A 24,287-nucleotide genomic window follows, 5' to 3' on the forward strand; every position below is an offset into this window, starting at 1 on the left:
TCGATGACGTAAAAAAGCGCCTGACCGCCGGAAGTGGTCAGGCGCCGGCGAATGCAATATAGAAACGGCGCATACCCCAAAAGGGATGGCAGAGTCTCGTTGCCGAGGGCAATCAGACTATGCGTCGAACTCGCCGAGCTTGACACCGCCGAGGAAGGCTCGCCACTCGCCCGGGGTGAAGACGAGCGCGGGGCCGTTCGGGTTCTTGCTGTCACGCACGGCGACGATTCCGGGGATATTGCTGGCGACCTCGACACAGTTTCCGCCGTTGTCGCCGCTGAGGGAACTCTTCCTCCATGCCGCCCGGAGGAGGTCCGCATGGATTAGGTCTTGAGCTTCCATTGGTCTCGGGCTTCCTCGATCATCTCTAGAGACTGTCCCGGACGGTACGCCTCTGCTCGTAGTTTGTCATATCTATCCCAGATCAGCGTAACGAAGTCGTGTTCAGCTGACACCTCGCCTCTACCTGCGGAGTCCACCGATACAGCCGTGGGACCGTCCAGTAGCTCAGCGATGATGAAGCCGGACAGCAGGCCGGCGGTACACGGGGTGTCGAAGGGGACGACTTGCACCGTCACGTAGGGGCGGTCGGCAACGGCAAGGAGATGCTCCAGTTGCGCGGCCATGACTTGCGGACCCCCGACAGGGCGACGAAGCACCATCTCATCAAGGAGGACCCACAGCGTGGGCGGTGTTTCGGTGTCGAGGATGAGCTGGCGATGCATGCGAGCGCTGACGCCATCCTCAACGCTTTTGTCTGAGGTCCCCGCGAGCCCGCCTCGAAAGACAGCTCTGGCGTAGTTCTCGGCCTGGAGCAAGCCAGGGAACAGGAGGGGATCCCAGCTTCTGAGAACGCGTGCCGAGGGCTCGATCTCGTCTGTCCACCGGAGGTACCAGCCTGGCCCGGACGGAGATGTGATGCTGCGACACAGGCGGACGAAGCGGTCGCGTGTCCCGAAAATCTGATCGCATCCTGCGGCGAAGTCGGGCTTCGGCGTCCGGTCCCCCTTCTCAACATGCGCCACAAGCGATGACGAGCACCCCAAGCGCTTGCCGAGCGCTGCCTGTGTCAAATCGTGCTCTCTGCGGGTCCGCGCCAGCTCCTTGCCGAAGCGCTGAACTGGTGTCAGACGCGGATCAAGGTCGTTGCCCATGACTATCCCTCACCTGTCCTCCCCGGCATCTTGACGAGTGCTTGACGAAACTTGACAACGAGCCCCAGCCGAAGGGCTTTTTGGGACTCGAATGTGCGCTGATTTCTTCTACAAGATAAGTCTTCACCTGGGCAGACTGAAAGTCAAAGTTTCCGCTCCGCCTCTGGCCATGACAGGAAATGGACAGCGAAACGCAAGGGGTGGAAGCTTATTGACATACCTAGAGCGGGAGAAAATCGACATTCCCTAGAAAAGGATCAAAATGTACGGAAGGGATCTCTTGTTCAGCGAGATCACATCGGAAGCCGCCCAATCGGTGGAGGCCGCTGTGGCGGCGGAGCACTCAAGCTCTGTTGGGCAGAGCATGGTCTGGCGGCTTCGCGACGACGCTCGGGCGGTGGGTGATGCCCGGAACCTCGTCCGGCGCGCGCTCCTGCTGGTAGGTCTGGAGCGGGATCTCGTGGAGGACGCGGTTCTGATAGTCAGCGAGCTGGTCACCAACGCGGTTCTGTACGGTGACGCGCCGTACGAGCTGGTGGTACGAGTCGATTCGGTCGAAGTGGTCTGCATGGTGGTCGACGCCGGAGCCGCTCGCCCGATGCCGAGGGGTGCGGACACTCAAGCCGAGAGCGGCCGGGGGCTGCTGATCGTGGCGGAGCTGTCGGCCGGGCTGTATGGCTGCATCCCGCACGGGTTCGCCACGTGCCCTGGACTGGCGGGCAAGGCGACCTGGTTCGCGCTGCCTCGTACGGAGGGCCGGCGATGAGCGGGGCACAGGACCCGCTGGAGGAGTATCACGGCCTCCACGTGGCCCCTCTCCGGAGGGGTCACGAGCAGCTCGCATGGACGAGCCCGGCCGCTCGGTGCGGGCGGGTTCGGGTGCGCCGGCATACGTGTAGTCGTTGCGTGCCATGGTACGAGTTCTGCGTCGCGGGCGGGCTGGCGTTCGTCCGGCGTTCCACCGATGGCGTGATCCACGAGACGGTGTGGACGACGGTGGCCGAGGCGGAGCGGGTCTGGGGGGCGCTGCTCAGAGGTGCGGCCCGGTGAGTTCGCCTGTGCGTGGGGCGATGTTAGTCCTGCTGGCGGGGCAGGCTCGTCGAAGCCCGCTCGCGCGGGACATCCGGCTCAGTCTTGCAGGCGTCTCATCAACGGGGCATGTGCTTCTCTGGTGTCCGCCGGTATAACCGTTGACAGCGGAACTGGCGCCCGCTGTTCGGCTGGCTGGTGCTCCTGGGCCGAAGCGAGCCGGAAGGATTCGACGGGCTGATCAACGAGTACTGCTGAGCTGCGTTCCCCTTCCAGAGAACTCCAGTTCAAGCCCTGTGCGATGAGTTTGAAGCAGTACAGGTTTGATCCTGGTGCTCAGGCCTGTTCGGGCTCTTCGCCAACCTTGATCAAGGTTCCATTCGCGCCGCGTTCATAGCGGCGGGTCTCGTTCTTGGCCATCTTGGCCTCGACAGCGGAATCGAGGTCAATGCCGGACATTTCCGCGATACTGGTCAGGAAGAGCAGGACATCGGCGAGTTCCTCGCCGAGGGTCTCGGGGTGCTTACGGGCCGCTTCGAACGCTTCGGACAGTTCGCCGTGGGCGAGGGCGAACTCCAAGGGCATGTCGGTGATGTTGAACCCCTTGGCCAGCTTGTTCTCCCAGGCCCGCTTCTGGACGTCTCGGAGGTGCACCCGATTCTCCTGTGACCGTGGAGCCTCATGTGCTCCGTGAGGGTGACGGACAGGTTGTGAGCCTAGCGGCCATCGTTCCGTCGGTCAGGCGAACGGCTTCTCTCGTACGTCGCGTCAGGCGGCTTGTTCGTTGTCCACGGTGAGAACTTCCGTATGACGGGCCAGGTCCGCGAAGACCGTGAAATATCGCGCTGTGAGCGCCCGCAGTTCGTCGAGGGTGGGTGCCGTCCCGTCGCGGGCGAGAAGGCGGGCACGGATCTGCTCGGGTTTCGCGGTGAGGTGGACGAGGACACCTCGGCGGGCGGCCACGATGCCGAGTAACTCGGTGATCTGCCAGGAGGTCAGGCGGCAGCGGCCGTGCAGCAGCGGACCGTAGACCAGTTCGCTGATGAAACTGCGATCCAGGACCAAGCGGCCGGCCACGGTCAAGATGGTTTGGTGGCGCTGGAAGAGATCCATTCCCTCCGGGGTGCGATCGGCGTGCACCCGCTGGTAGCCGTATGTGGTGGCGAGCGCAACGGCGTAGGTTGTCTTGCCCACCCCGTCGCAACCCTCCAGCACGATCACCTCGTAGCGGTCGGCCCACATCGCGAGGTCGGCTGCCATCAGGCCTCCAGACGTTTGGCGAGTCCGTCGAGATCGCTGAAGGTGCCGGTCAGGCCGTACTGGATCATGAGGTTCCGGTAGTTGGGCTCGCGGCCGTGGGCGAAGGTCCACCAGCTGCCTGGCTCGGGGGCGTAGACGGGGCGGCCGGTGGCCGCGCAGGCGCCGATAACCAACGCCGCGCCAGGAGGCGTTTCGGGCCCGCGGATGTCCACCACGGCCAGGCTCGCGTGTGCCAGGGCGGTCCAATCTGCAATGGCTGTCAGGGTGGGATCCGCCGCGGCGTTGGTGAACCGCCCGGCCTGATGGGTGGCGAACCCGTGGGCTCGTAGGGCATCGGTGACCCGAGCGGTCCAGTCGTCGCCTCCGTACGGGGACGGCTCCAGATAGGCCAACCGCCGGCCGTTGATGCTGGGTGGCGGCATGGCGGGACCGGGCGTGGGCGAGCCTGCTAGAGCGTCGACTACCTCGATCGCTGCTTGGGTGACGGCGTGAAGGTTCTGGGCGAGGAAGCGCTGGAACCGATCATTCTCGCCGCCCGGGGGACCGAGCTGGGGCACGGAGATGACTCGGTTCACCAGGTGCTGGAGGAGCGGGTCAGGGAACGGCATGCGCAGCGCGGTGTCCGCAGTGGGGCCGTAGACCTGGAAGTCGGTGATGACCACGAGGATGGGGACGCCTCGGCCGGCGGCGTAGCCGATCTCCATACAGACACCGTCATCGAGGCTCGGTCCGTGCAGGATGGCGACCATCGCGTCGATCAAATCCAGGCGTTCGCTGTCCAGCTCGAACAGGCGCCGGCCCTTGCACGGGTGGTCGAGGGTTTCCTCGTCGGTGTCGCAAAAGGGGAGGAACACGGCGTCTGGCCCGAAGCGGCGGGCGAGGTGGTGGGCGATGTAGGCGCCCAAGGCGCGGTCATGGGCGGCGAACAGACGGTGGGCCACGTAGTAGAGCGCCACAGTGGAGCCTCCCTGGTGATCACTGGGATTCGTATGGCAGGCCTGGATCACGAGCCTGGCGGGTGGCTGCGGTCACGGCCGGCGCGAGCGCTTCCTGTTCCTCAGCGCCCTGGAGAACCTTGGCGAGGAAGGTGCCGACGAGGGTGTCTCCGGCGCCGGTCACCTCCGCCACTGGGCCGCCTTGAGGTAATTCGGCGCTGATCGCGCTGCCGTGGCGCAGCAGGGTGACTGCGCGGGGCCCATCGGAGACGACCACGGTGGCGAGCTCGTTCACGGCGACGAGATCGTCCAAGAGCTGGTACTCGGCGGCGTTGACGAACACCGCGCCAGCGTGTGGCAGGGCGTTCTTGGCCGCATGGATTTGCTCGGCGGCGGAGGCAAGGTGGAAGTCCAGGCTGAACGGATGCCCCGCCATCACGAGCCGCTCCAGGATCTGTCGGACGTCCAAGGGGCGGCGGCAGCACACGTGCCAGTGGTCGCAGCCTGATCGATCCAGCACGGCCACTGCATGAGCGGTGAGGGCTGTGGCGCAACCGTAGGCGGCGGTCAGTCCGATGATTTGACCCTCTGCGCCGTATGTCATGTCGAACCGGCAGGATGCGCCTGCAACGCTGGCCACATGGGATAAGTCGAGCCTCTCGGGCCAGGGTCGAGCGCGCAGGCGGACGAGATCGCCGCCGATGACGGCAACGGGGCGGGCGGTCATTCCCGCTCGGGCAGCGGCAAGGGCGACGTGTAACGCGGCGCCGCCGATCAGGACGTAGGTGCGGCCATCGGAGTACCGAGTGGAGTCGATTGAGATGTTGCCGATCACGCCAAGACAGGGCACCTGGCTACCTCCGGCGTCGGCGGGGCGGATGGTCGCAGTCGAGGACGGTGGAGCAGGCGGGCCTGTTGGCGCACACTCTCGGGCTGGCCGGAGGGTTGAGGAACAGGCGTTTGAAGTAGATCAGGACCAGGTGCAGCCACCACGTGGGCGTTGCCTGATCGGGAACGGTGACCCGGTACCCGCGGGCGAGGATGAGGTCCCGGTAGCGGGAGCCGTCTGCGGCGGCGCAAGCCTCCAGCAGAAGCCGCATCCGCTCGTGGGCAAACGCCCCGCTGCCCACCTGTATGCCGAGTAGCGGAGCGAGCTTGCCGACCATGCCGGAGTCCACGGGGATGATGCCGCAGTGGTAGCCGCGTGCGTAGAGGGCGGCGCACTGGGCGACCTTGTAGGACGCGCCGTTCACCTCGACGGCGAATGCCTCGATGTACTCGTCGGCTGGCATGGTGAGCGGGCGCCGGCCGCAGGCCTCCGACGTGGCGACGAAGGTCTCCAGTGAGCGGAGGTAGCGGACGCGGGCGTCTGCCAGGCCGATTGGGCGGACGAGGTCGACGATCTCGGAGTCCTGGAAGCCGATGAGTGCGTCCCAGCCGTAGGCGTCGGCCTTCTTCACCACCTCGGCGTAGACGTCGACCATGGCGTAGGACACTCGGGTGCTCCATCCGGCGACCAGCATCCGTATCCGCCAGTCGTCCACGTGCAGGGGCCACCACTGGTTGTTGTCGTGGTTGGCCTCGACTTCCGTCTTCACCTCCTCCTGTGCGCTGACGACCGAGACCAGGCCGTACAGGCGGGGGGCGAGTTCGGAGGTCTCATCGGTGGTGTTCACGGGCGCTCCCGAGGGCGTGCTGGGCGATGGCGGCGTTCGAGGAGGTCACGAGCCGTCCCAGCCGACGCCGCAGCATCGTGATCGCGGCCTGGGTGGGCCAGCCCGTGCAGGACAGTACGATCGCGTCCGCTTGCCGTACTGCCTCCTTTCCCAACTGATCCACGAGCGCAGCCTGTTGGTTGAGGGTGACTTCGGCGTATCCATCGGCCAGGCCGAGGCTCGCCGAGCCCGTGACAAGGACGCCTCGCTCGGCGAACTGGGTGGCCTCGACCTCCGTGATCTCGCGTGGGTAGGGCGTGACCAACGCGATCTTCCGCGCGCCGCGCTGCTGGAGCTGGGCCAGGATCGCCTCGAACGCGCTGACCACGCGCACCTGCGAACCGGCCGTGACTTCGGTGAGGCGGCCGAGTTGGGTGAAGGCCGCCGATGTGCACGCCAGGTAGACCCGGCCGAGCGATAGCCGGGAAAGCTGGTGGAGCGCCGCCGGGACGGCTTCGATCAGCCCGGACAGGAAATCCTCATCCAGCGCCGTACCGCCGTGGGCGGGCACCAGACGGGCATAGTGCCACACCGTCCGTCCACGGCCCCACTCCGGCAGTTCAGTCTCCACGACCCTGTTGGCCCAGGGCACCAGCACTCCAACGTGCGACACAGAGCGGCGGTGGTCAGACGCCTGGTGGAGCGTCATTCCGTTCTCCGTAGACGAAGCGGGGCGCGTGGGCGGTCACGGTCATGTCGGCGACCTCGTACAGCGGGCGGACGACGTCACGTTCCACGACCTGGATGGGGTAGGAGCCGAGGCGCCGATGCCAGGTGCCCCGGGTGGTGACGAAGAAGGAGTGCAGGTCGGTGATGTTGCGGCCCTTGGGGTAGACGCGCTGCTTCATCGGCTGGTCGAAGACATGGTCGATGTCCGCCTTCCAGTTCGTGAAGTGCTCGGCCGAAGGTGGCGCCTCCTGCTCCTGCATCGCGGCCAGTGGCGTGCCGGGGTAGGCGCGGGCCTGTCGGATGTTGATGCGGTGGCACAGCAGCCCGGCGTCCAGGATGCGCACCAGCTCGGCGAGGTTCTCGTAGTGGGTGCGGTGCGTCTCACCTGGTAGGCCGTAGATCAGGTTGAGGCCTGGGAGCAGGACGCTCAGCCCGCCGGGGCCGACTTGAGCACCCGCCTGGTTCACGTGCTCGACGGCCCGGACGAGGATGTCGGGCGTGCAGGTGAGGGTGTTGCGCTTGATGACCTCCGGGTCGAAGGACTCGATGCCCATCGGCGCGCAGTTGCCCTCGGTGCAGTATGCGGCGACCAGGCGGGCGATCTTCGCCCCTGCCGGTGAGGCGACGGCGAGCGGGTCGGCGTTGTCGATGTGCAGGGTCACCAGCTCGGGGGCGGCGGATTCCCGGATGCCGGCCAGCAGCTTCTCGATGGCTCCGGCATCGCGGTTCATGTAGGAGAAGAAGCAGGTCTGCTGCCCGAGCCTGAAGTGTCGTATGCCGGCGGCGTGCAGGATGGCCACCTCGGCCAGGACGTCCTCGACCGGTCTGAAGTCCACGACCGGGGCTTTGACGGGCTCGTTGCAGAAGTCACAGAAGCGGCGCCGGGTACAACCGCGGTAGAGCTCGATCTCGGCGACCGGCGTCCAGCACAACTGGTTGACCAAGTCGCGGTAGTCGACGCGGTCGGCGGCCAGCCGCTCGTACGGTGCTGCCTCCCGGGTCCCGGCGGTGATGTCGGCCGAGGTGATTGTGTGCGTATGGACGGCGTCGAACAACCCGCCGTAGGCGGCCGGGTCGGCCAGCGCGTAGGTGGCCAGCGGGCCGAGCAGTACGCGACGGCCGCGCGTGCAGGCCAGGGCTCGTGTGATCTCCTCGATCGAACCGTTCTGTGCCTGGAGATGCACCGAAGGCACGGCATCGCCCGCGATCACCACGGTGAGGGCGGCGTCGCGGAGCAGGCGGAGCGCATTCTCCCGGTTGACTGTGGCCGAGTAGGTGAGCCGATCCGACAGTGGAGGCCGCTCATGCGGCTGGCCGCCGTTCAGGCACCAGCGGACGTCATCGATCGTGAGGTAGGCGACCCGGGCGCGCGGTTGCGCCGTGCGTAGCGCGCCGTAGGCGGCTCGGGCGTAGGTGGACAGGTACGGCGGAACCCCCAGGCCGGAGGGTTCGACGGTGTAGCAGTCCAAGATCAGCAGGGTGGTGCGCGATGTCGTGCTCATGTGCACTCCAATCGTCAGCGTGCCCTTGTGGGGGTGGGGCTCGACTGCTCTTGGTTCTCGCTCACTGGTAGGTCTTCCCGCTCCTGCGTGGTCGGCTCGCCGGTATGCGGTATGGGTGAGAAGAATTGCCGGTGCAGGCAGGCCAGCATGACGCTGTTCATCGGACGTCCTTTGACGGTGGCGCGACGGACAGGTCGCCGCAAGGGTGAGCAAGGCGCAGGGTCGCCTGGTGGCTGGCGACCTTGTCGCGTCTCATTGGGTTGCCCCGGCTCGTACGTGGGCCGGGGGCTTCTCCACGATGATGCGAGGTTGCGTGGGCAGGTGAAGGCCCGGCTGGGTTCGCCACTGCTTCTGCGCGGCGTCGCTCATGAGACGCAGCAACTGCTCGGGGTGCTTGGCCGTGACGAGGATGCCGCCTTCGTCGGAGAAACCCCGATACATCAGGAGCCAGTCGCGGAAACGCCGCTGGTGCTGACGAACGTATTCGGCCCCGAAAGCGTCGGCAGCCGCGTCGCTCTCGCTGCTCATGAGATCTCTCCAGACGGGAGGGCGGCAGGGCACTCAGGGATACGCTGCTGGGGAAGCAACGCCTGCCTGGACGACGGGGCGAAACCGGGCGGTAGGACACAGCCGGCTACGGGATCGCCCAGAACCCGATACATCAGGCGAGGCCCCCGGAAGTTACGGCGCCCATGCAACATGCGCCAGTTGTCGAGCAGGTAGCCCTGCCCGGGCAGTAGCGCAATTTCGCGTGTGTGTCTTTCGATGGCCGCACGAAGAACGGGAACAGCTTCGGCGGCGGGGGTTGTGAAGTGTTCCACGCCGTCCAGGCGCAGCCGAATTCTCATCCGGCCGTCCCCGGTCGTCTCGAATACTGATCCCCAGTGACTGGCGAACCGGGCGGTGCGCGGTTGTTGTAGCGCCTTGAGCAGCTCCGGTGACTGGGAGGCCAGTTCGCGGTAGACAGTTGCCCCGTCTGCCACGTACGACTCGCCTCCACGGTCCGCCGATCGGGCGCATACGAGCATGACCAGCCGAGGTGGCAGGTCGAGGGCGGACGAATCCGTATGATGCTCCAGCCCTCTGGCTCCGAACCCGGCATAGCCGAGATGAGTGGCGATGGGGCCTCTGTCGCTGATGACCGTCACACCATCCGCGTCGGCGTCCCGGTGCCTCCAGGGGGTCAGCAGTTGCAGGGCGAGCCTGACGACCGATTGACGATGGTGTACACGGTCGAAGGTGATCACGCCGTCACGCGCCAGCATCCTGGCGGTTCGCGTCAGGGCGTCATCCGCCATCAGCGGCGCCTCGCTACCCGGCACCGCCACCGCAGGCTCACCGCTGTGGTTGTGGACCTCGGAAGTCGCATATCCGGCACTAGCCTCAGGCAACCTCGCAGCGATCCTCAAGGCGTACCGGCACACCGCGCGCGTCACCCAGGCCGTATCTGACCTGGACGCCCTCAGGCAGGCTCGCGGCTGATCGCGGGCCTGCTCTTTTGGCTTTGGGTGAGAGCGACCAGCGGAGGGAAAGTCTGCTTGATCGCGAGGAGGGGAGCGCGGAAGACATGCAGCAGACGAGACAGAGAAGAGACAGACTTGTTAGCGTCCACGGGAGTGGTGTACGGGTTTGACCGGCGGCGCCATACAGATGTGTTCTGCCTTGATCTTCTCTTGATCGTCGCAGAGGTCTGAGCTGGGACTGGCCGCAGAAACGATCTACCACGCGACATGATCCGCATTGATGAGCAACCAGTGAACCTTTTCCAACCTCCCCGATGGGTGACCTGGTCACAGCATGATCGCGATGCCGGTGTTCGGCCGGTGACATGAAGAAGCTCCTGGTAGACGGGTTGATCACCACAACCCACACCGTCGCAACCAGGAGCTTCCGGTGCTGTTTTATCGTGCCGCCGTCGATTTGTCGCATCAGACTCTGAACTACGTCGCCGGGGTGATCCGGCGCCACCGCAAGGCGATGGGGTCGCTCTGGCGGCGGCTGAACCCCGGTCAGCAGGCCTTGCTGGTGCTGGTCTACCTGCGCAAAGCAGAGACCTGCGCCGAACTCGGGGCTGGCTTCGGGGTGTCGACGGCGACCGCGTGGCGGTATGTGGAGGAGACGGTGGCGCTGTTGTCGGCGCGCTCGCCCAAGCTCGGTCAGGCGTTACGGAAGGCCAAGCAGGACGGACTGCATTACCTGGTGCTGGACGGCACGCTGATCCGCACCGACCGGGTCAAGGCCGACCGGCCCTACTTCTCCGGCAAGCATCGCGTGCACGGCATGAACGTGCAGGTCATCGCTACACCGGACGGGACGATCCTGTGGACCTCTGGAGCGTTGCCCGGCAAGACTCATGATCTGAGCGCCGCCCGCATCTGGGGCATCCTGCGCGCCCTGGAGCAGGCCGGGATCATCACCCTGGCCGACAAGGCGTATCAGGGGGCCGAGGGCCCGGTCCTCACGCCCTACAAAGGCAAGGACAAGCCCGAGTCCCAGAAGCAGGCCAACCGCGCCCATGCCAAGCTCCGGGGACCCGGCGAACGTGCGAACGCCCAGCTGAAGAGCTGGAAGATCCTCCGCAAGCTACGCTGCAGCCCCTGCAAGGCCGGCCACCTGTGCAAGGCCATCGCCGTTCTTCAGAACCACCGCGTCGCCCAGGCCGCGTGAAGATGAAAAAGGTTCAGTGAGCAACCAGCCATCTTGACCATCGGTAGTATGCGTCATTTGTTGGAACTCCCGTAGCGCCGAGCCGCTTGTGCGAGTTGCCATGAATGCCAGCCCCGAATTGCCGCGACGGGTCAGCACGCCGTCGGCGCATGGCCCCCGACTGTGTCGGAGTAGACGTCCAGCCCCCGATCCCAGGCGCATACGCTCGGCGCTTCTCTGCGCCACCCCGGGTTGTCAGTATTGACCCGTTCAGCGGATGGCCAGGCGCGTAACGCGACTGACGTCCTTCAGCAGAATTGCCATCTGCTGGCCGGTCCAACAAGTACTGGACTGCATCGCTTGAGATCGCGCAGACTAAGCGGACCGGCCAAGGTCACCGTGTTCCGGCGGAGCGCGGCGACGGTACGAACGTGCTCACACCTGCCGCACCCGATGCTCTCCCCCTGCTTTCATCGGAAGGATCCGCCCCATGCCCGACGGCGTCCCCGCCTCACGTCAAGGCAGACGCGCCACGATCGCCTCGTTCATTGGCACGGCTGTCGAGTGGTACGACTTCTTCATCTTCGGCACCGCATCAGCCCTGGTCTTCGGCACCCTGTTCTTTCCCGAGTCCGACAGCGGAGCCGGGACGCTGGCGGCGTTCGCCACGTTCTGGGTCGGCTTCCTGGCCCGTCCGCTCGGCGGCATCGTGTTCGGGCACGTCGGCGATCGCTTAGGCCGCAAGAACGTCCTGGTCATCACACTGATTCTGATGGGATCGGCTACCACGCTGATCGGTGTGCTGCCCACGTACGCCTCCATCGGGTACGCGGCGCCGCTGCTGCTCGTTCTGCTTCGCGCCCTGCAGGGTATCGCGGTGGGCGGCGAATGGGGCGGGGCGGTTCTGATGGCCACCGAGAACGCCGCCCAGGGACGCCGCGGCATGGCCGGCATGTGGGTGCAGCAGGGCTCGCCCGCCGGCGCCATCCTGGCCACCCTGGCCTTCCTCGTGGTGGGACGGATGCCCGACGACGCCTTCCTGCAGTGGGGCTGGCGCGTGCCGTTCCTGCTGTCAGCGCTCCTCGTGGTGATCGGACTGGTGATCCGGCTCACGGTGCACGAGTCCGCCGAGTTCCGCGCGGCGCGCAAAGCGGAGCCGGCCGTCAAGGTGCCTCTCGTGACGTTGTTCCGTACGGCATGGCCGCTGGTCGTCCTCGGCATCGGGGCGAGCGCGCTGGGGATATCCGCGGCCTACTTCACGAACACGTTCCTCGTGTCGTGGGCCACCACCGACCTCGGCGTTCCCCGGCAGACGATGCTGGACATCCTGCTGGTCATCTTCATCCTGCAGTTCCTCTGGCAGCCTGTCGCCGCCTACGTCGCCCGCAGGATCGGCACCGTGCGTCTCATGGCGGGCGCCCTGGCCGCGAACATCCTGGTCGCCGTCCCGATGTTCCTGCTCATCACGACCCGGGACGGTCTGCTGATCGGGATCGCCCTCGCACTCAGTGTGGTCACCGGGGCCTCGTACTACGCGTTGCTCGCCGGTTTCCTGGCCCAGGCGTTCCCCGTACGCGTCCGCTACACCGGCGTCTCCGTCGCCTACCAGCTCTCCAGCACGATTATCGGCGGTTCCACCCCGCTGGTCGCCCAGTGGCTGCTGATCAGCGGGGGCGGCAGCCACTGGCCGGTCGTGGGGTACTACATCTTCGTGCTCGTCCTCACGCTCGGCTGCGTGCTCGCGCTCGCCCGCCGCCTCGGGCACGATCAGCGGCATGCCGCCGCGCGAACCGCTTTGATCAATTCCTGAGAAGGGCCTCTCGTGCAACTCGACGCCATCTTCATCGACGGGCGCTTCACCACGCTCGATCCGCGCCGCCCTGCCGCGCGAACCCGCGTCCACTCAGCGCATGATGGGGACGGCCCGAATTGACCAGATCCAGCTCATTGACCTGCGCGGTGGTGGTGAATGTCGAGCAGCGATCTTCGACGCGGGCTGCGTGGCAGGCGTGACGAGTGCGAGGCGCTGGATGGGTTGCTCGCGAGCGCCAAGGCGGGTCAGAGTCAGGTTCTGGTGCTGCGCGGCGAGGCGGGGGTCGGCAAGTCCGCGTTGATGGACTACCTGGTGGCGAACGCGACAGGGTGCCAGACTCTGCGGGCTGCCGGCGTCGAGTCCGAGATGGAGCTGGCGTTCGCCGGGTTGCACCAGTTGTGCCTGCCGCTGATGGGGCGGATCGATCGCCTCCCCGGCCCGCAACGTGATGCCTTGGCCGTAGCGTTCGGCCTCAGCGCGGGGAGCGCGCCGGACCGTTTCCTGGTCGGCCTGGCGGTGCTCAGCCTGCTGGCCGACGTGGCAGAGGAGCAGCCGCTCGTCTGCGTGGTGGACGATGCACAGTGGCTCGATCAGGTCTCGGCGCAGACGCTGGCGTTCGTCGCGCGTCGGCTGCTCGCGGAGCGGGTGGCGCTGGTGTTCGCGGTCCGTGCATCGTCGCTTGGTCCGGGCGATGACCGGTTGCCGGGACTGCGGGAACTCGTGGTGAGGGGGCTGCGCGACGACGATGCGCGTGCGCTCCTGGATTCGGTGGTGCCCGGGCGGCTGGACGAGCGTGTCAGGGACCGCATCGTCGCCGAGACCCGAGGTAACCCGCTGGCTCTGCTGGAGTTGCCGCACGGTTTGACGGTGGCCGAACTGGCCGGTGGGTTCGTGCGCCCTGACGCGCGACCGCTGGCGAGTCAGATCGAGCAGAGCTTTCTGCGGCGTATCGGGTCGCTTCCGACCGCGACGCAACGGCTGCTGCTCGCTGCGGCCGCCGAGCCGGTGGGGGACGTCTCGCTGTTGAGACGGGTGGCCGAGCGGCTCGATATCAAGCCGGATGCCATGGCGGCGGCCGAGGCGGCGGGGCTGATCGAGTTCGGTACGCGGGTGCGGTTTCGTCATCCGCTGGTGCGCTCGGCGGCTTATCGTGCAGCGGAACCCGCGGAACGCCAGGACGTGCATCGTGCGCTTGCCGAGGCGACCGATCCCGGATCCGACCCGGATCGCCGAGCCTGGCATCGCGCTCACGCGGCGTTCGAACCCGACGAGGCCGTGGCCGGCGAGCTGGAGCACTCAGCCGACCGGGCCCAGGCACGCGGCGGCGTAGCGGCGGCGGCCGCGTTCCTGAAGCGCGCGACCGAGCTGACTCCCGATCCGGCCAGACGCGGAGCGAGGGCGGTGGCCGCGGCGCAGGCCACCTTCGAGGCCGGGGCTCCAGACACGGCGCTCGAGCTCCTCGCCGCCGCGGAGTTGTGCCCTTTGGACGGACTCCAGCGCGGACGGCTGGCCCGGCTCCGCGCCCAGATCGTCTTCGCGCGCAGGCGCGGCGGTGAGGCTGTGCCGTTGCTGCTCGACGCGGCCGGCCGGCTGGAACGCGTCGACCCCGGACAGGCACGCGAGGCGTACCTCGAAGCCATCGGATCAGCGGTCTTCGCCGGCAGGCTGGACGGACACGGGACACTTCAGAAGGTGGCCGAGGCCGCCCGCGCCGCACCGCCGGGACCGCGACCACCACGGCTGGTCGACGCACTTCTTGATGGCCTGGCGACACGGTTCGCCGAGGGCTACGTTGCGGGCGCGCCGTTGTTGAAGCGCGCTCTGCGGACGTTCCGGAAGGAGGCCGGGCGCAACGGGGACGACGTCATGCGCTGGCTCTGGCTGACCTATCTGGCCGCCGGTGACATGTGGGACGACGAGACGTGGCATGAACTGACCACGCACGCGGTCCGGACGGCTCGCGAGACCGGCGCGCTCAACTTCCTTCCCCTGTCCCTCACCTACCGCGCCGCCGTGCACGTGCACGCCGGAGAGTTCGACGCGGCCTCGGCGCTGGTCGAGGAGTCCACCGCGATCTTGAAGGTCACCGGCAACGCGTACCTCGGTTACGCCTCGATGCTGCTCCTCGTCATGCGTGGCGAGGATGTCAAGGCGTCGGCGGTGCTCGACGCCCGCGCCGAGTGGGCGTCGGGCACGTGGGGTGAGGGGCGATCGATCGGTGGGCGGCACTTCATGAACGCGGTGCTGTACAACGGTTTCGGTCAGTACCAGGACGCCCTGTCCAGCGCGGAACGGGCGTGCGAGTACGAAGATCTAGGGTTCTTCGGGTCCTGCCTCGTCGAGCTCGTCGAGGCGGCCGCCCGCTGTGATGCCTTCGATGCGGCCGCGGCCGCGCTGCGACGGATCGAGGAACGAACCACCGCCAGCGGCACGGACTGGGCCCTCGGCCTGCTGGCCCGTTCCAGGGCGCTGCTGTCCGACGGCCGGGTCGCCGATCTGCTGTACCGCGAGGCCATCGAGCACCTCCAGCGCAGCCGGATCACCGTTGACCTCGCACGGACCCACCTGGTGTACGGCGAGTGGCTGCGTCGCGAGAACCGGCGCGTCGACGCGCGCGAGCACCTGCGCACCGCCTATGAGATGCTGCAGCGTTTCGGCGCGAAGGCCTTCGCCGAGCGCGCCCGTCGCGAGCTCCTGGCCACCGGCGAGACCGTCCGCAAGCGCACCGCCGACACGTCCGACCGGCTCACCCCTCAGGAGGGTCAGATCGCCCGCTTGGCCCGGGCGGGCCTGTCGAACTCGGAGATCGCCGCCCAGTTGTTCCTCAGCCCGCGCACCGTCGAGTACCACCTGGGCAAGGTGTTCGCCAAGCTCGCCATCACCTCTCGCCACCAACTCCCGCAGGCGCTGCCTGATCACGGCCACGACCGTCCGTGAGCCCGAAGCGGCGTTTCGGCGCGGAATCACCCGGCCCGGCGCCCAGGTCCCGGCGGCATGGTGGCCGGCCGCCGCGGCGGCGAGGTGCTCGCTCATGAAAACGGCCAGGGCCGGGCTGCCGGCGATCTGCTTGCCCAGAATCCGGCGGCAGGTGCAATCCATCGGCTCCGGCACGCTGAGCAGAGGTGTCCCCGCACAGCACCCGCTCCATGCCGGTGTTCCGAGGTGCGGCCCGCCCGTGACCCCCGGGGGATGCCCCGGGGGTCACTAGGGACCCCGGCCAGGGTCACCCCGAGGCGAGCGCGGCACCTGCCCGGGCACAGTACGTGGTACGGGGGCGTCCGGCGGCAGGCCAGGGAGGGGTGAGTGCGGGATGCGGCTGTATGGCCGGAGGTTCGAGTGCGAGAGACTGGATCAGCTCGTGTCCACGGTGCAGACCGGGCGCATCTCAAGCTCGGTCCTGGTGTTGCGCGGCGAGGCCGGTATCGGCAAGTCGGCGCTGCTGGAGCACACGCGGGGCAGCGCGGCCGGCTGCCGGGTCGCCCTGGCGGCGGGCGTGGAGTCGGAGATGGAGCTGGCCTTCAGCGGTTTGCACCAGCTCTGCGCCCCGTTCCTCGACCGACTCCATCGCCTGCCGAAGCCGCGGCGCGACGCGTTGGAGACGGCGTTCGGGCTGAGCACGGGCTCGCGTCCGGACCGTTTCCTGGTCGGGCTGGCGGTGCTCAGCCTGTTCGCCGAGGTGGCCGAGAAGGAACCGCTGATCTGCCTGATCGATGACGCCCAGCGGTTGGACCCTGTCTCGGCGCAGGTCCTGGCGTTCGTCGCGCGCCGTCTGCTCGCCGAGCGGATCGGGCTGGTGATCGCGGTACGCGAGCCCGGCCTGCGACAGGAGCTGGCGGGGCTGCCGCAGCTTGAGGTGGGGCGGTTGAGCGACGGCGACGCCCGCGCCCTGCTCGACTCCGTGACTCCCGGGCGGCTGGACGAGCGGGTCAGGGACCGGATCGTCGCCGAGGCGCAAGGCAACCCGCTGGCCCTGCTGGAGTTGCCCCGAGGTTTGACGCCGGCGGAGTTGGCCGCCGGGTACAGCGTGCCGCACTCGCCGTCGGCCGGCCAGATCGAGCGCCGCTTCCTGCGCCGCGTGGAGTCGCTGCCGGCCCAGACGCGGCTGTTGCTGCTGGTCGCGGCGGCTGAGCCCATGGGCGATGTGACCCTGCTGGCCAGGGCCGCCCAGGCACTGAGCATCGACGAGACCGCCGCCGCGCCGGCCGAGTCGGCGGGGCTGATCACGATCGGGACCCGGGTGCGCTTCCTTCATCCACTGGTGCGTTCGGCTGCCTACCGGGTGGCGACCCCGGAAGACCGTCAGCGCGTGCACCGGGCACTGGCGGACGCGACGGATCCGCGGGGCGACTCCGAACGCCGCGCGTGGCACCTGGCCAACGCCGCAGCCGGTCCCGACGAGATGGTGGCCGCCGAATTGGCCCGCTCGGCCGAGCGGGTGCAGGCCCGCAGCGGGGTCGCGGCGGCGGCGGCGTTCCTGGAGCGGGCGGCCCAGCTCACCCCCGACCCCACGCTACGCGGCGGCAGGGCGCTGGCGGCGGCCCAGGCCAAATACCGGGCAGGCGGGTACGACGCCGCCCTCGGACTGCTCGACGCGGCGGCGCTCAGCCCTCTGGACGAACACGAACGCGCCCGTGCCCGTCTGCTGCGCGGTCAGGTCATGTTCGCCTCCACCAGCGCCAGTGCCGCCCTGCCGCTGCTGCTCGAAGCTGCCGGGCAACTCGAGTCCCTGGACCCGGGACTGGCCCGCGAAGCCTACCGCGATGCGCTGCTCGCGGTGATCACGGCCGGCCGTCTGCCGGACGGCCCGCGATTGGCGGACGTCGCCAGGGCGGCCCTGGCCGCGCCTGCCGGACCCGGGCCGGAGCGCACCGATCTGCTCCTGAACGGCCTGGCCCTGGTCGCCATGGAGGGCTACGCGGCAGGCGCGCCGGTGATGCTGCGGGCCCTGGACGCCTTCCGCGCCGGCGAGGTCTCCAAGGAAGAGGGGCTGGGCTGGCTTACGTTCGCCTGCCGCCTGGCCCATAACGTGTGGGACTTCGACAGCTGGTCGATACTCTCGGCCCAGCTGGTCGACCTGGCGCGTGAGACGGGGGCGGTGTCGGTGCTGCCGTCGGCTCTCCTGCTGCGCGTGTCGAACCGGGCCCTCGCCGGCGAGCTCGCCGACGCCGAGTCCCTGGCCGCCGAGGCACAGGCGATCGGTGAGGTGACGGGCAGCCGTTTCTTGGCCCAGTACGCGGCCCTGGTGTTCGAGCCGTTGAGGGGCAGGGAGAGCGCGACGCGTCAGGCGATCGAGGCGGTCGCGCGAGAGACGGCCCTGCAAGGGGAGGGCAAGGTGGCGACCGCCACCCAGTGGGCGAGCGCGGTGCTCTGCAACGGCCTGGGCCGCTACGAGGAGGCGTACGCCGCGGCCGAGCAGGGATGCGAGCACCCTCAGGAGCTCGGAGGAGCGTTCATCAGATCCTTGGTCGAGCTCGTCGAGGCCGCGGCCCGGAGCGGAAGACCGGCCCGCGCCGCCCAAGCCGCCGCGCGGCTCGACGAGCTGGCCCGGGCCAGTGGCACCGACTGGGCACTGGGCACGTCCGCGAGCGTGCGTGCCCAGGTGAGCGAAGGACCGGCCGCCGAGGCTCTTTACCGGGAGGCGGTCGAGCGGCTCGGCCGCACCGAGGTTCGCTTCACCCACGCTCGCGCCCGGCTGCTCTACGGCGAGTGGCTGCGCCGGGAGAACCGCCGCGCCGACGCGCGCGAGCACCTGGGCGCCGCCTACGAGACGCTCAGCCGGATGGGGGCCGAGGCGTTCGCCGAACGCGCCCGGCGTGAGCTGCAGGCCACCGGAGAAAAGGTGGGCCGGCGCTCGGTCGAGGTGAACATGACGTTGACCGCCCAGGAGGCGCAGATAGCGCGCCTGGCCGGTGAGGGACTGACCAACCCTGAGATCGGTGCTCAGCTGTTCATCAGCCCGCACACCGTCGAATGGCACCTGCGCAAGGTGTTCGTGAAACTCGGCATCGTGTCCCGCAAGCAGATCCGTACGATGCTGCCCAAGGACGCTGTGGCCACGACCTGACATCAGTCCACCGGAACGGCATCATGACGATGCCGAGGAACAGCATCTTCTCGGCGAAGACGCTGCCCACCACCTCCATGGCCTCGGGGTTGCGCTCCGGGTCCAGCGAGTACAGCGCGCACAGGTACGGCGGCAACGTCGCGTGCTCCAGCTCGATCGGCCTCCCGCAGGTGCTCACGCAGACTGTCGAGGGTGGCGATCCGCGCCGGCCCGCAAGCGGCGGTGCTCTTCCCCGGTTCCAGGGTTTCCGTCAAGTCCTCACCTGCTTCTCGTTCGCCGGGGGCACCCTTTCGCCGACCGGTTTTGCCAGCTGGGACCGGACGGCCACCGGACTCGTGACGGCCGACGGGAGCTTCCGCGGGCGCGTGCGCAACCGGCGGCGCTCTTCAGGAGTGATGCCGCCCCACGTGCCGCCCGGTTCGCCGGTGTAGGCGTCCCAGAACCAGGCCATCGCCTTGGCGGTCAGGTGGGGGCGTCGGCGAACTCCTGCGGAGACCCGATCGCGGTCCCCCTAGGGCCCTGGCCGACCCCAGGGAGCCGGGCCAGGGCCCCGACCACGGTTTACCCAGGGCGCGATGGGAGGGCCTCAGCAACGAGCGTGATCACAGTGGCATCCGCCGGGTGCCGGTGTGAACGGAGCCGAGATCGTGACCATGAACCTGTTGGAGCCGTGCGGAGACCAGGCGAAGCAGATCGATGACTGGCCGGTCAGCCGATGGGATGGGGCTGCTCCGGCGTTCGTCAGCGCCGCGCCCCGGCTTTTTGCGATCGGACTGCGTGTCCTGCAGGACGTGGGCGAGGCCGAGGACGTGGTGCAGGAGACATGGTTGCGATGGGCCCGCGCCAACCGCTCGGTGGTCGTCAGCCCGGCCGCGTTCCTGGCGTTGACGACCACGAGGCTGGCCATCAATGTCACGCAGTCCGCCCGCAAGCGCCGGGAGATCTCCGCCGGGCCCTCGCTTCCCGAGAGGACGGACCAGTCCGTCAGCCCCGAGACGGCGGCCGAGCGGCGCGAGGCGGTCGACGGCGCGGTCCGGCTGCTGCTGGAGAGGCTGACTCCCGCCGAACGAGCGGTCTATCTCCTGCGCATTGCCTTCGACTACCCCTACCGCCAGATCGGCGAGATCCTCCACCTGAACGAGGACCACACGCGGCAACTCCTGCGACGCGCCCGCCACCACCTCGCCACCGGGCGAATCCACCGCGTGACCACCACCGCGCACCAGCGCCTCGTACGGACGTTCCTCGCCGCCGCGCAGACCGGCGACCTCGCCGAACTGGAAGAACTGCTCGCCGCCGATGTCGCCCGCCAGGCCGCCGGGCCGTCAGCGCCGGGCAGCCGTCCAGACCGTGGCCGCGACGTCGCGCCCATTCCGCTCCATCGCCACTTCGAGCCCGGCACCGAGTGCCGCCAGGGCCGCGAAGACGCCGAAGCGGCGACGCTCAGAAGCAGGACCGGCGACGGCGGTCGCTGAGACCGCCCCCGCCGGTCCGTGGAAGTACGGCCGCCCAGAGAGCGAACAGCAGGATGAGGTCGTCGCCGGCGATGACGACGAAGGGCTCGCCCGCATCGAGCGCCCGCCTTCGACCCTCTGCCGGTGCCTCGCGAGCCTGGTCGGACTCGGCGACCATCGCGGGTGCGGTCACGGACCTACTTGGCCGAGGCGGCGCGCATCTTCGAGGCCTATTCACCGACCTGGATGATCGCTACGGGGCACGCGGCGTGGTGCAGGACGTTCTGGCTGACCGAGTCGTGCAGCAGCGCGCTGAGCTCGTGGCGGTGGTGCGAGCCGACGACGAGCAGGGACGCCTGGGACGCGGCCTGCGTCAGCGCCTTGCCCGGGCGCCCGGTCAGCGTTTCCTGGTGGAACGTGACCGTGGGGAAGCGCTCCTGCCACCGGACCAGGTCACGCTTCGGCAGGGGCGGACGGCTCCGATCGGCCGGTCCGTCCGCGCCGACATGCGCCAGCATCAGGGGATCCGCGGTCCGGGCGGCGTGCGCGCAGGCGAAGGCGAGCAGGGCCTCGCTCTCGCCGGGGTCGGCGATGCCCACCACGACGGGTCCGCCCGGCCGGACCGATCCGCGTACGACGACGACGGGGCAGGCCGCCTCGGTCGCGAGCCGGGCGCTCACCGAGCCCAGCAGCAGGCCGCCGATCTCGCCGAGCCCGCGGCTGCCCACGACGAGGAGCTCCGCTTGCTGCGAACGGCGCAGCAGCGTGCCGGCCGGCTCGGCTTCCGGCAGGTCGGCGGTCACGTCGATGGCAGGTGCGACCTGTTGCGCGCGGGCCAGCGCGGTGGCCAGGATACGTTCGGCGGCGTGCCGGAGGCCGCCTTCGGGGGGTGCTCCCGGCGCGGCTCCCAGGGGTACTTTCAGGAGAGGCCAGACGAAGGCGTGCACGATCTGCAGCGGCCGCCGACGGCGTTCGGCTTCGGCGGCGGCCCACTCCACCGCCCGCAGGCTGTCCTCGGAGTCGTCCACACCCACGACAACAGAGCTCATTCTTGCCGTCCTTTCAGTCAGCGGGCCAGCCATTGCGCCACCAGGTATTTCTTCGGCTGCGTCGCCGGTCATGGCCATTTGAGGAACTTTCCGACGGTTAAGACCTCGCGCATCAGCGCCGCGAGCTCGACCGGAATCGGCGGGATCGGGCCTCAAGGCCCGCGGAGTACTCGGCCGACGCCTGCCCGACGATCCGCGTGCATCGTGCTCCTTTGGCTGAATCGGCGAAGGTACCTCCGCAAGCAAGACCGAGTGGCGGCGCGAGTTGTGACATTCATGCCGGTGCCCGAGGTAGTTCGCGTTTCTGTCACGGTTTGCCTGGGCGTCCTGTCCAGAGAGGTACGACCACCGATGCGGGTCGAGCCGGGAGCAGGATGTGTCGAATTCGCCGCTGGCGTGGCCGGCGTGAACGTCGCCGGAGCCGCGATCATCGCGGTGTGGACCGTGCTGAACCCCAGCGAGTTGCGGCGCCGGCATCACCCTATGACCAGCGCGGCCCTACCACGGGCACCTCACGTGCCGTTGAAAGGCGTACCGATGAATGACCGCACATTGTCCACGGAGCACGACTACAGCGGGTCGGTGTTCAAACCGCTCTACGCCACGCGCGTCGCCGTGACCGGCGGCAACTCCGCCCATGCCCGTGCCTCCGGCCGGGTCCGCTCAGCCGACGGCGCTCTCGCCCTGGAGTTGCGCATGCCCGAGGAACTGGGCGGCGACAACCTCGGCCCGAACCCCGAACAGCTCTTCGCCGCCGGATACGCCGCCTGCTTCCAGGGCGCCCTCAGCCTGCTGGCCCGGCAGCACCTCCTCGACCCCGTGCCGATCACGGTGGAGGCAACCGTCACCTTCGGCCGCGACCCGGCCGACGGCGGCTACCAGCTACGCGCCGACCTCGTCGTGACCTGGCCCGGAGTAGACCGCGACACGGCCACCCCGCTGCTCGCCCAGGCGACCGCGCTGTGCCCCTACGCCAAGATGGCGCGCCACGGAATCCCCGCCACCATCAACCTCACCTCCTGAGCGCGCGCCTCGGCACGATCCATGACTCCACTGGACGCGAGAGCATTTTTCGTCCGATGTCCCATGACGCTCCACCAGCGTTCAGGGCCCCGGACGCATCCCTCGCGTGCCTCGCGGCCCGCCACGGCCTGCTTGATCACGTGTGTGATGGTCCTGGGGTGCTCCAGCTCGCCAGGATGAGAGCGACTGCGGCGAGGATCGGCACCGCGGTGAGGGGCCATCTCATGGTGCGGCGGGCTGCGTGGGTGGGGGACTGGTCATGACTCTGTCCTGTTCCGCGTGGGGATGGCGGCTCCGGCGGACGGGAGATCGGAGAAGGTTCGCGCCGGAGCCGCAGCCGAGCGCGTGATGCTCGACTCGTGTGAGTAAGACCGGCCACCAGCCGGCCGTGTGACGCCCCGGCCCTGATCGCCCCGGACAGCGCCGAAGGCGTCACATGTTCGGTGGCCGCCTGGTCTTAGCTGAGGCACCTATCCGATTCAACGCGCTGGTGAGAAGGGCGGATCATGTGGGAGACACATCGCCGGAGATCGGCCTCCTCGGCTTTCCACGGCTCCTTGCCGGGTGGCCGCAGTCATGGGAGGCGTCAGGCCATGACACACGATGAGGGGATTCACGCGTCCTCGCCGGACCGACCAGAAGCGGCGGGCCCGCACGTCCTGCCCCGTCCCGTGGCGGCGGTGATCGGTGGCGGGGGAGTGCTCGGGGCCGCGCATGCCGGCATCGGGTACGCGGCGGGGGCCGTCCAGTGAGCACCGTCGCGTTCCTCAACATCCCGATGCACGGGCACGTCAACCCGACGCTGCCGGTCGTGGCCGAGCTCGTTCGGCGTGGTCATTCGGTCACGTATCACATCTCGTCCGTGTTCTCGGAGGAGATCGCGGCCGCCGGTGCTTCCGTGTGCCTCTACCCCGAGGCTGACCGGCCGCTGGCCGATCCGCCGATGCCGGTCACGATGCTGGACGGGATCGCGCGCACCGCGGTGGATCTGCTGCCTCGGGTGCTTTCGGAGTTGCGTGACATCCGGCCTGACCTGATCGTGCACGACTCGGCCTGCTTCTGGGGCGCGGTCGCCGCCCGCGAACTCGACGTGCCGGCGGTATCGCTGTTCACCACATTCGCGTACAACCGTTATGCGCCCAGCCCCACCCGCCTGTCATGGAAGCTGCTGGCCCAGGCGGCGACCCATCCCCGCAGCGCCCGCGACTATCTGCGGTCTCGGTGGAAGCTGGGGCGCCGCTACGACACTCGCGGGTTGCCGCGGTTCGACCTCGCCAACGTGCGCCAGCCGCTCAACCTGGTCTTCACCTCGCGTGACTTCCAGCCGGGCGCCGGCATCTTCGACGAGTCGTTCCAGTTCGTCGGCCCCAGTCTGGGCGCCCGCCCGCGTGACCCGTCGTTCCCGGTCGATCGCCTGCGGGCCCCCGTGCTGTACGCCTCGCTGGGCACGGTGTTCAACGCGGGCCCGCGGCCGCTGCGCAACTTCGTCACCGCGCTCGCGCCGCTGGCCGGCACGGTGGTCATCGCTACTGGGCAGAACGATCCGGCCGTGCTGGACCCGCTGCCGGACAACGTGATCGCGCGCCGCTTCGTACCGCAGACCGAGGTGCTGGCCCGGGCCGCGCTGTTCGTCACGCACGGCGGCATGAACAGCGTCAACGAGGCCATGTACGACGGGGTGCCGATGCTGGTGATCCCCCAGGGCGCGGATCAGCCGCTCGTGGCCGGCCGAGTCGTGCAGCTCGGCGCCGGCCTGACGATCCACCCCAGGGACGCGGGCCCGGGACTCATACGAACTTTGGCCCGGCGTCTGCTCGACGAGCCGCGCTTCCAGGCCGCGGCGGACGGCCTGCAGGTCGCCCAACGCGAGGCCGGCGGCTACCTGCGCGCCGCCGACGAACTCGAGCGCTACCTGCGAGCGGGCGGCCGTGGCAGCCGGCCCGCCCCGGCGGATTCACCGCAGGAGCGCTGAGC

General features: G+C 68.6%; 25 protein-coding genes. 11 read left to right on the plus strand and 14 right to left on the minus strand.

Annotated features, from left to right (window positions below):
* Window positions 1-117: 117 nt before the first annotated feature.
* Both ACIBX3_RS53975 and ACIBX3_RS53980 read right to left on the minus strand, forming a co-directional pair.
* Window positions 118-342, minus strand: coding sequence for a DUF397 domain-containing protein (locus ACIBX3_RS53975; protein ID WP_397128595.1), 225 nt, complete (start codon window positions 340-342; stop codon window positions 118-120).
* Entirely contained in the window at window positions 324-1,154 is an 831-nt protein-coding gene (locus ACIBX3_RS53980; protein ID WP_397128596.1) for a Scr1 family TA system antitoxin-like transcriptional regulator, read from the minus strand. The genes ACIBX3_RS53975 and ACIBX3_RS53980 overlap by 19 nt, the downstream gene beginning before the upstream one ends.
* Window positions 1,155-1,551: 397 nt before the next feature.
* Here ACIBX3_RS53980 and ACIBX3_RS53985 point away from each other — a divergent pair, with 397 nt between their 5' ends.
* Both ACIBX3_RS53985 and ACIBX3_RS53990 read left to right on the plus strand, forming a co-directional pair.
* The gene (locus ACIBX3_RS53985) at window positions 1,552-1,920 is read left to right on the plus strand and encodes an ATP-binding protein (RefSeq protein ID WP_397128597.1); all 369 of its coding nucleotides are present in this window, start codon (window positions 1,552-1,554) and stop codon (window positions 1,918-1,920) included.
* A 140-nt stretch (window positions 1,921-2,060) separates the two neighbouring features.
* A complete protein-coding gene (locus ACIBX3_RS53990) occupies window positions 2,061-2,204 on the plus strand; it encodes a hypothetical protein (RefSeq protein WP_397128598.1) in 144 nt (47 codons plus the stop codon).
* Between the two features lie 315 nt (window positions 2,205-2,519).
* Here ACIBX3_RS53990 and ACIBX3_RS53995 read toward each other — a convergent pair whose 3' ends face one another.
* The 9 genes from ACIBX3_RS53995 to ACIBX3_RS54035 form a co-directional block, all read right to left on the minus strand.
* Complete coding sequence (locus ACIBX3_RS53995) at window positions 2,520-2,837, minus strand: MazG nucleotide pyrophosphohydrolase domain-containing protein (RefSeq protein WP_397128599.1); 318 nt, start codon at window positions 2,835-2,837, stop codon at window positions 2,520-2,522.
* A gap of 114 nt (window positions 2,838-2,951) precedes the next feature.
* Window positions 2,952-3,443 carry a hypothetical protein gene (locus ACIBX3_RS54000; RefSeq protein WP_397128601.1) on the minus strand — a complete coding sequence of 164 codons (492 nt, stop codon included), beginning with the start codon at window positions 3,441-3,443 and terminating at the stop codon, window positions 2,952-2,954.
* Window positions 3,443-4,399 carry a nucleoside 2-deoxyribosyltransferase gene (locus ACIBX3_RS54005; RefSeq protein WP_397128602.1) on the minus strand — a complete coding sequence of 319 codons (957 nt, stop codon included), beginning with the start codon at window positions 4,397-4,399 and terminating at the stop codon, window positions 3,443-3,445. The genes ACIBX3_RS54000 and ACIBX3_RS54005 overlap by 1 nt, the downstream gene beginning before the upstream one ends.
* A 19-nt stretch (window positions 4,400-4,418) precedes the next feature.
* Window positions 4,419-5,213 carry a PfkB family carbohydrate kinase gene (locus ACIBX3_RS54010; RefSeq protein ID WP_397128603.1) on the minus strand — a complete coding sequence of 265 codons (795 nt, stop codon included), beginning with the start codon at window positions 5,211-5,213 and terminating at the stop codon, window positions 4,419-4,421.
* 19 nt (window positions 5,214-5,232) lie between these two features.
* On the minus strand, window positions 5,233-6,054 hold the full coding sequence (locus tag ACIBX3_RS54015) for a hypothetical protein (protein ID WP_397128604.1): 822 nt from the start codon (window positions 6,052-6,054) through the stop codon (window positions 5,233-5,235).
* Window positions 6,038-6,664, minus strand: coding sequence for an aspartate/glutamate racemase family protein (locus ACIBX3_RS54020; RefSeq protein WP_397128605.1), 627 nt, complete (start codon window positions 6,662-6,664; stop codon window positions 6,038-6,040). Before ACIBX3_RS54020 ends, ACIBX3_RS54015 begins: the two co-directional genes overlap by 17 nt.
* A gap of 55 nt (window positions 6,665-6,719) precedes the next feature.
* Window positions 6,720-8,264 (minus strand): radical SAM protein, encoded by a 1,545-nt coding sequence (locus ACIBX3_RS54025; protein WP_397128606.1) that lies wholly within the window; start codon window positions 8,262-8,264, stop codon window positions 6,720-6,722.
* A 252-nt stretch (window positions 8,265-8,516) separates the two neighbouring features.
* Window positions 8,517-8,792: a hypothetical protein gene (locus ACIBX3_RS54030; RefSeq protein ID WP_397128607.1), complete on the minus strand. Its 276-nt coding sequence runs from the start codon at window positions 8,790-8,792 to the stop codon at window positions 8,517-8,519.
* The gene (locus tag ACIBX3_RS54035) at window positions 8,789-9,562 is read right to left on the minus strand and encodes a TauD/TfdA family dioxygenase (protein WP_397128608.1); all 774 of its coding nucleotides are present in this window, start codon (window positions 9,560-9,562) and stop codon (window positions 8,789-8,791) included. The genes ACIBX3_RS54030 and ACIBX3_RS54035 overlap by 4 nt, the downstream gene beginning before the upstream one ends.
* Before the next feature lie 595 nt (window positions 9,563-10,157).
* Here ACIBX3_RS54035 and ACIBX3_RS54040 point away from each other — a divergent pair.
* The 4 genes from ACIBX3_RS54040 to ACIBX3_RS54055 all read left to right on the plus strand — a co-directional run bounded on the left by ACIBX3_RS54040 (window position 10,158) and on the right by ACIBX3_RS54055 (window position 18,787).
* The gene (locus ACIBX3_RS54040) at window positions 10,158-10,931 is read left to right on the plus strand and encodes a transposase family protein (protein ID WP_397128609.1); all 774 of its coding nucleotides are present in this window, start codon (window positions 10,158-10,160) and stop codon (window positions 10,929-10,931) included.
* Window positions 10,932-11,400: 469 nt separating this feature from the next.
* Entirely contained in the window at window positions 11,401-12,720 is a 1,320-nt protein-coding gene (locus tag ACIBX3_RS54045) for an MFS transporter (RefSeq protein WP_397128610.1), read from the plus strand.
* Window positions 12,721-12,879: 159 nt separating this feature from the next.
* Window positions 12,880-15,660 carry a helix-turn-helix transcriptional regulator gene (locus ACIBX3_RS54050; protein WP_397128611.1) on the plus strand — a complete coding sequence of 927 codons (2,781 nt, stop codon included), beginning with the start codon at window positions 12,880-12,882 and terminating at the stop codon, window positions 15,658-15,660.
* A gap of 373 nt (window positions 15,661-16,033) precedes the next feature.
* Window positions 16,034-18,787, plus strand: a complete 2,754-nt coding sequence (locus tag ACIBX3_RS54055) for an ATP-binding protein (protein WP_397128612.1) — start codon at window positions 16,034-16,036, stop codon at window positions 18,785-18,787.
* Here ACIBX3_RS54055 and ACIBX3_RS54060 read toward each other — a convergent pair.
* Window positions 18,675-18,923: a ferritin-like domain-containing protein gene (locus ACIBX3_RS54060; protein ID WP_397128681.1), complete on the minus strand. Its 249-nt coding sequence runs from the start codon at window positions 18,921-18,923 to the stop codon at window positions 18,675-18,677. The two genes, ACIBX3_RS54055 and ACIBX3_RS54060, sit on opposite strands and share 113 nt — an antisense overlap.
* On the opposite strand from ACIBX3_RS54060, the gene ACIBX3_RS54065 reads away from it, so the two are divergent.
* Together ACIBX3_RS54065 and ACIBX3_RS54070 are read left to right on the plus strand one after the other, a co-directional pair.
* Window positions 18,817-19,218: a hypothetical protein gene (locus ACIBX3_RS54065; RefSeq protein ID WP_397128690.1), complete on the plus strand. Its 402-nt coding sequence runs from the start codon at window positions 18,817-18,819 to the stop codon at window positions 19,216-19,218. The two genes, ACIBX3_RS54060 and ACIBX3_RS54065, sit on opposite strands and share 107 nt — an antisense overlap.
* A gap of 222 nt (window positions 19,219-19,440) precedes the next feature.
* On the plus strand, window positions 19,441-20,262 hold the full coding sequence (locus ACIBX3_RS54070; protein WP_397128682.1) for a sigma-70 family RNA polymerase sigma factor: 822 nt from the start codon (window positions 19,441-19,443) through the stop codon (window positions 20,260-20,262).
* Here ACIBX3_RS54070 and ACIBX3_RS54075 read toward each other — a convergent pair.
* A complete protein-coding gene (locus tag ACIBX3_RS54075; protein ID WP_397128613.1) occupies window positions 20,231-20,434 on the minus strand; it encodes a hypothetical protein in 204 nt (67 codons plus the stop codon). The genes ACIBX3_RS54070 and ACIBX3_RS54075 overlap by 32 nt on opposite strands.
* Before the next feature lie 37 nt (window positions 20,435-20,471).
* Window positions 20,472-21,290, minus strand: coding sequence for a universal stress protein (locus ACIBX3_RS54080; protein WP_397128614.1), 819 nt, complete (start codon window positions 21,288-21,290; stop codon window positions 20,472-20,474).
* Between the two features lie 537 nt (window positions 21,291-21,827).
* Between ACIBX3_RS54080 and ACIBX3_RS54085 the strand changes: the two genes are divergently transcribed.
* The 3 genes from ACIBX3_RS54085 to ACIBX3_RS54095 all read left to right on the plus strand — a co-directional run bounded on the left by ACIBX3_RS54085 (window position 21,828) and on the right by ACIBX3_RS54095 (window position 24,285).
* Complete coding sequence (locus ACIBX3_RS54085) at window positions 21,828-22,313, plus strand: Ohr family peroxiredoxin (protein ID WP_397128615.1); 486 nt, start codon at window positions 21,828-21,830, stop codon at window positions 22,311-22,313.
* Between the two features lie 593 nt (window positions 22,314-22,906).
* Entirely contained in the window at window positions 22,907-23,065 is a 159-nt protein-coding gene (locus tag ACIBX3_RS54090; protein ID WP_397128616.1) for a hypothetical protein, read from the plus strand.
* On the plus strand, window positions 23,062-24,285 hold the full coding sequence (locus ACIBX3_RS54095) for a macrolide family glycosyltransferase (RefSeq protein WP_397128618.1): 1,224 nt from the start codon (window positions 23,062-23,064) through the stop codon (window positions 24,283-24,285). Before ACIBX3_RS54090 ends, ACIBX3_RS54095 begins: the two co-directional genes overlap by 4 nt.
* Window positions 24,286-24,287: the final 2 nt, after the last annotated feature.

The sequence above is a fragment of the Nonomuraea sp. NPDC049480 genome, from assembly GCF_044465905.1.
Lineage (GTDB): Bacteria > Actinomycetota > Actinomycetes > Streptosporangiales > Streptosporangiaceae > Nonomuraea.

Coding starts and splice junctions, on each gene's coding strand:
- ACIBX3_RS53975 (WP_397128595.1), bottom strand. CDS start 342: ATGGAAGCTCAAGACCTAATCCATGCGGACCTCCTCCGGGCGGCATGG.
- ACIBX3_RS53980 (WP_397128596.1), bottom strand. CDS start 1,154: ATGGGCAACGACCTTGATCCGCGTCTGACACCAGTTCAGCGCTTCGGC.
- ACIBX3_RS54000 (WP_397128601.1), bottom strand. CDS start 3,443: ATGGCAGCCGACCTCGCGATGTGGGCCGACCGCTACGAGGTGATCGTG.
- ACIBX3_RS54025 (WP_397128606.1), bottom strand. CDS start 8,264: ATGAGCACGACATCGCGCACCACCCTGCTGATCTTGGACTGCTACACC.
- ACIBX3_RS54030 (WP_397128607.1), bottom strand. CDS start 8,792: ATGAGCAGCGAGAGCGACGCGGCTGCCGACGCTTTCGGGGCCGAATAC.
- ACIBX3_RS54035 (WP_397128608.1), bottom strand. CDS start 9,562: ATGGCGGATGACGCCCTGACGCGAACCGCCAGGATGCTGGCGCGTGAC.
- ACIBX3_RS54045 (WP_397128610.1), top strand. CDS start 11,401: ATGCCCGACGGCGTCCCCGCCTCACGTCAAGGCAGACGCGCCACGATC.
- ACIBX3_RS54050 (WP_397128611.1), top strand. CDS start 12,880: ATGTCGAGCAGCGATCTTCGACGCGGGCTGCGTGGCAGGCGTGACGAG.
- ACIBX3_RS54055 (WP_397128612.1), top strand. CDS start 16,034: ATGCGGCTGTATGGCCGGAGGTTCGAGTGCGAGAGACTGGATCAGCTC.
- ACIBX3_RS54065 (WP_397128690.1), top strand. CDS start 18,817: ATGCCGAGGAACAGCATCTTCTCGGCGAAGACGCTGCCCACCACCTCC.
- ACIBX3_RS54070 (WP_397128682.1), top strand. CDS start 19,441: ATGAACCTGTTGGAGCCGTGCGGAGACCAGGCGAAGCAGATCGATGAC.
- ACIBX3_RS54080 (WP_397128614.1), bottom strand. CDS start 21,290: ATGAGCTCTGTTGTCGTGGGTGTGGACGACTCCGAGGACAGCCTGCGG.
- ACIBX3_RS54085 (WP_397128615.1), top strand. CDS start 21,828: ATGAATGACCGCACATTGTCCACGGAGCACGACTACAGCGGGTCGGTG.
- ACIBX3_RS54090 (WP_397128616.1), top strand. CDS start 22,907: ATGACACACGATGAGGGGATTCACGCGTCCTCGCCGGACCGACCAGAA.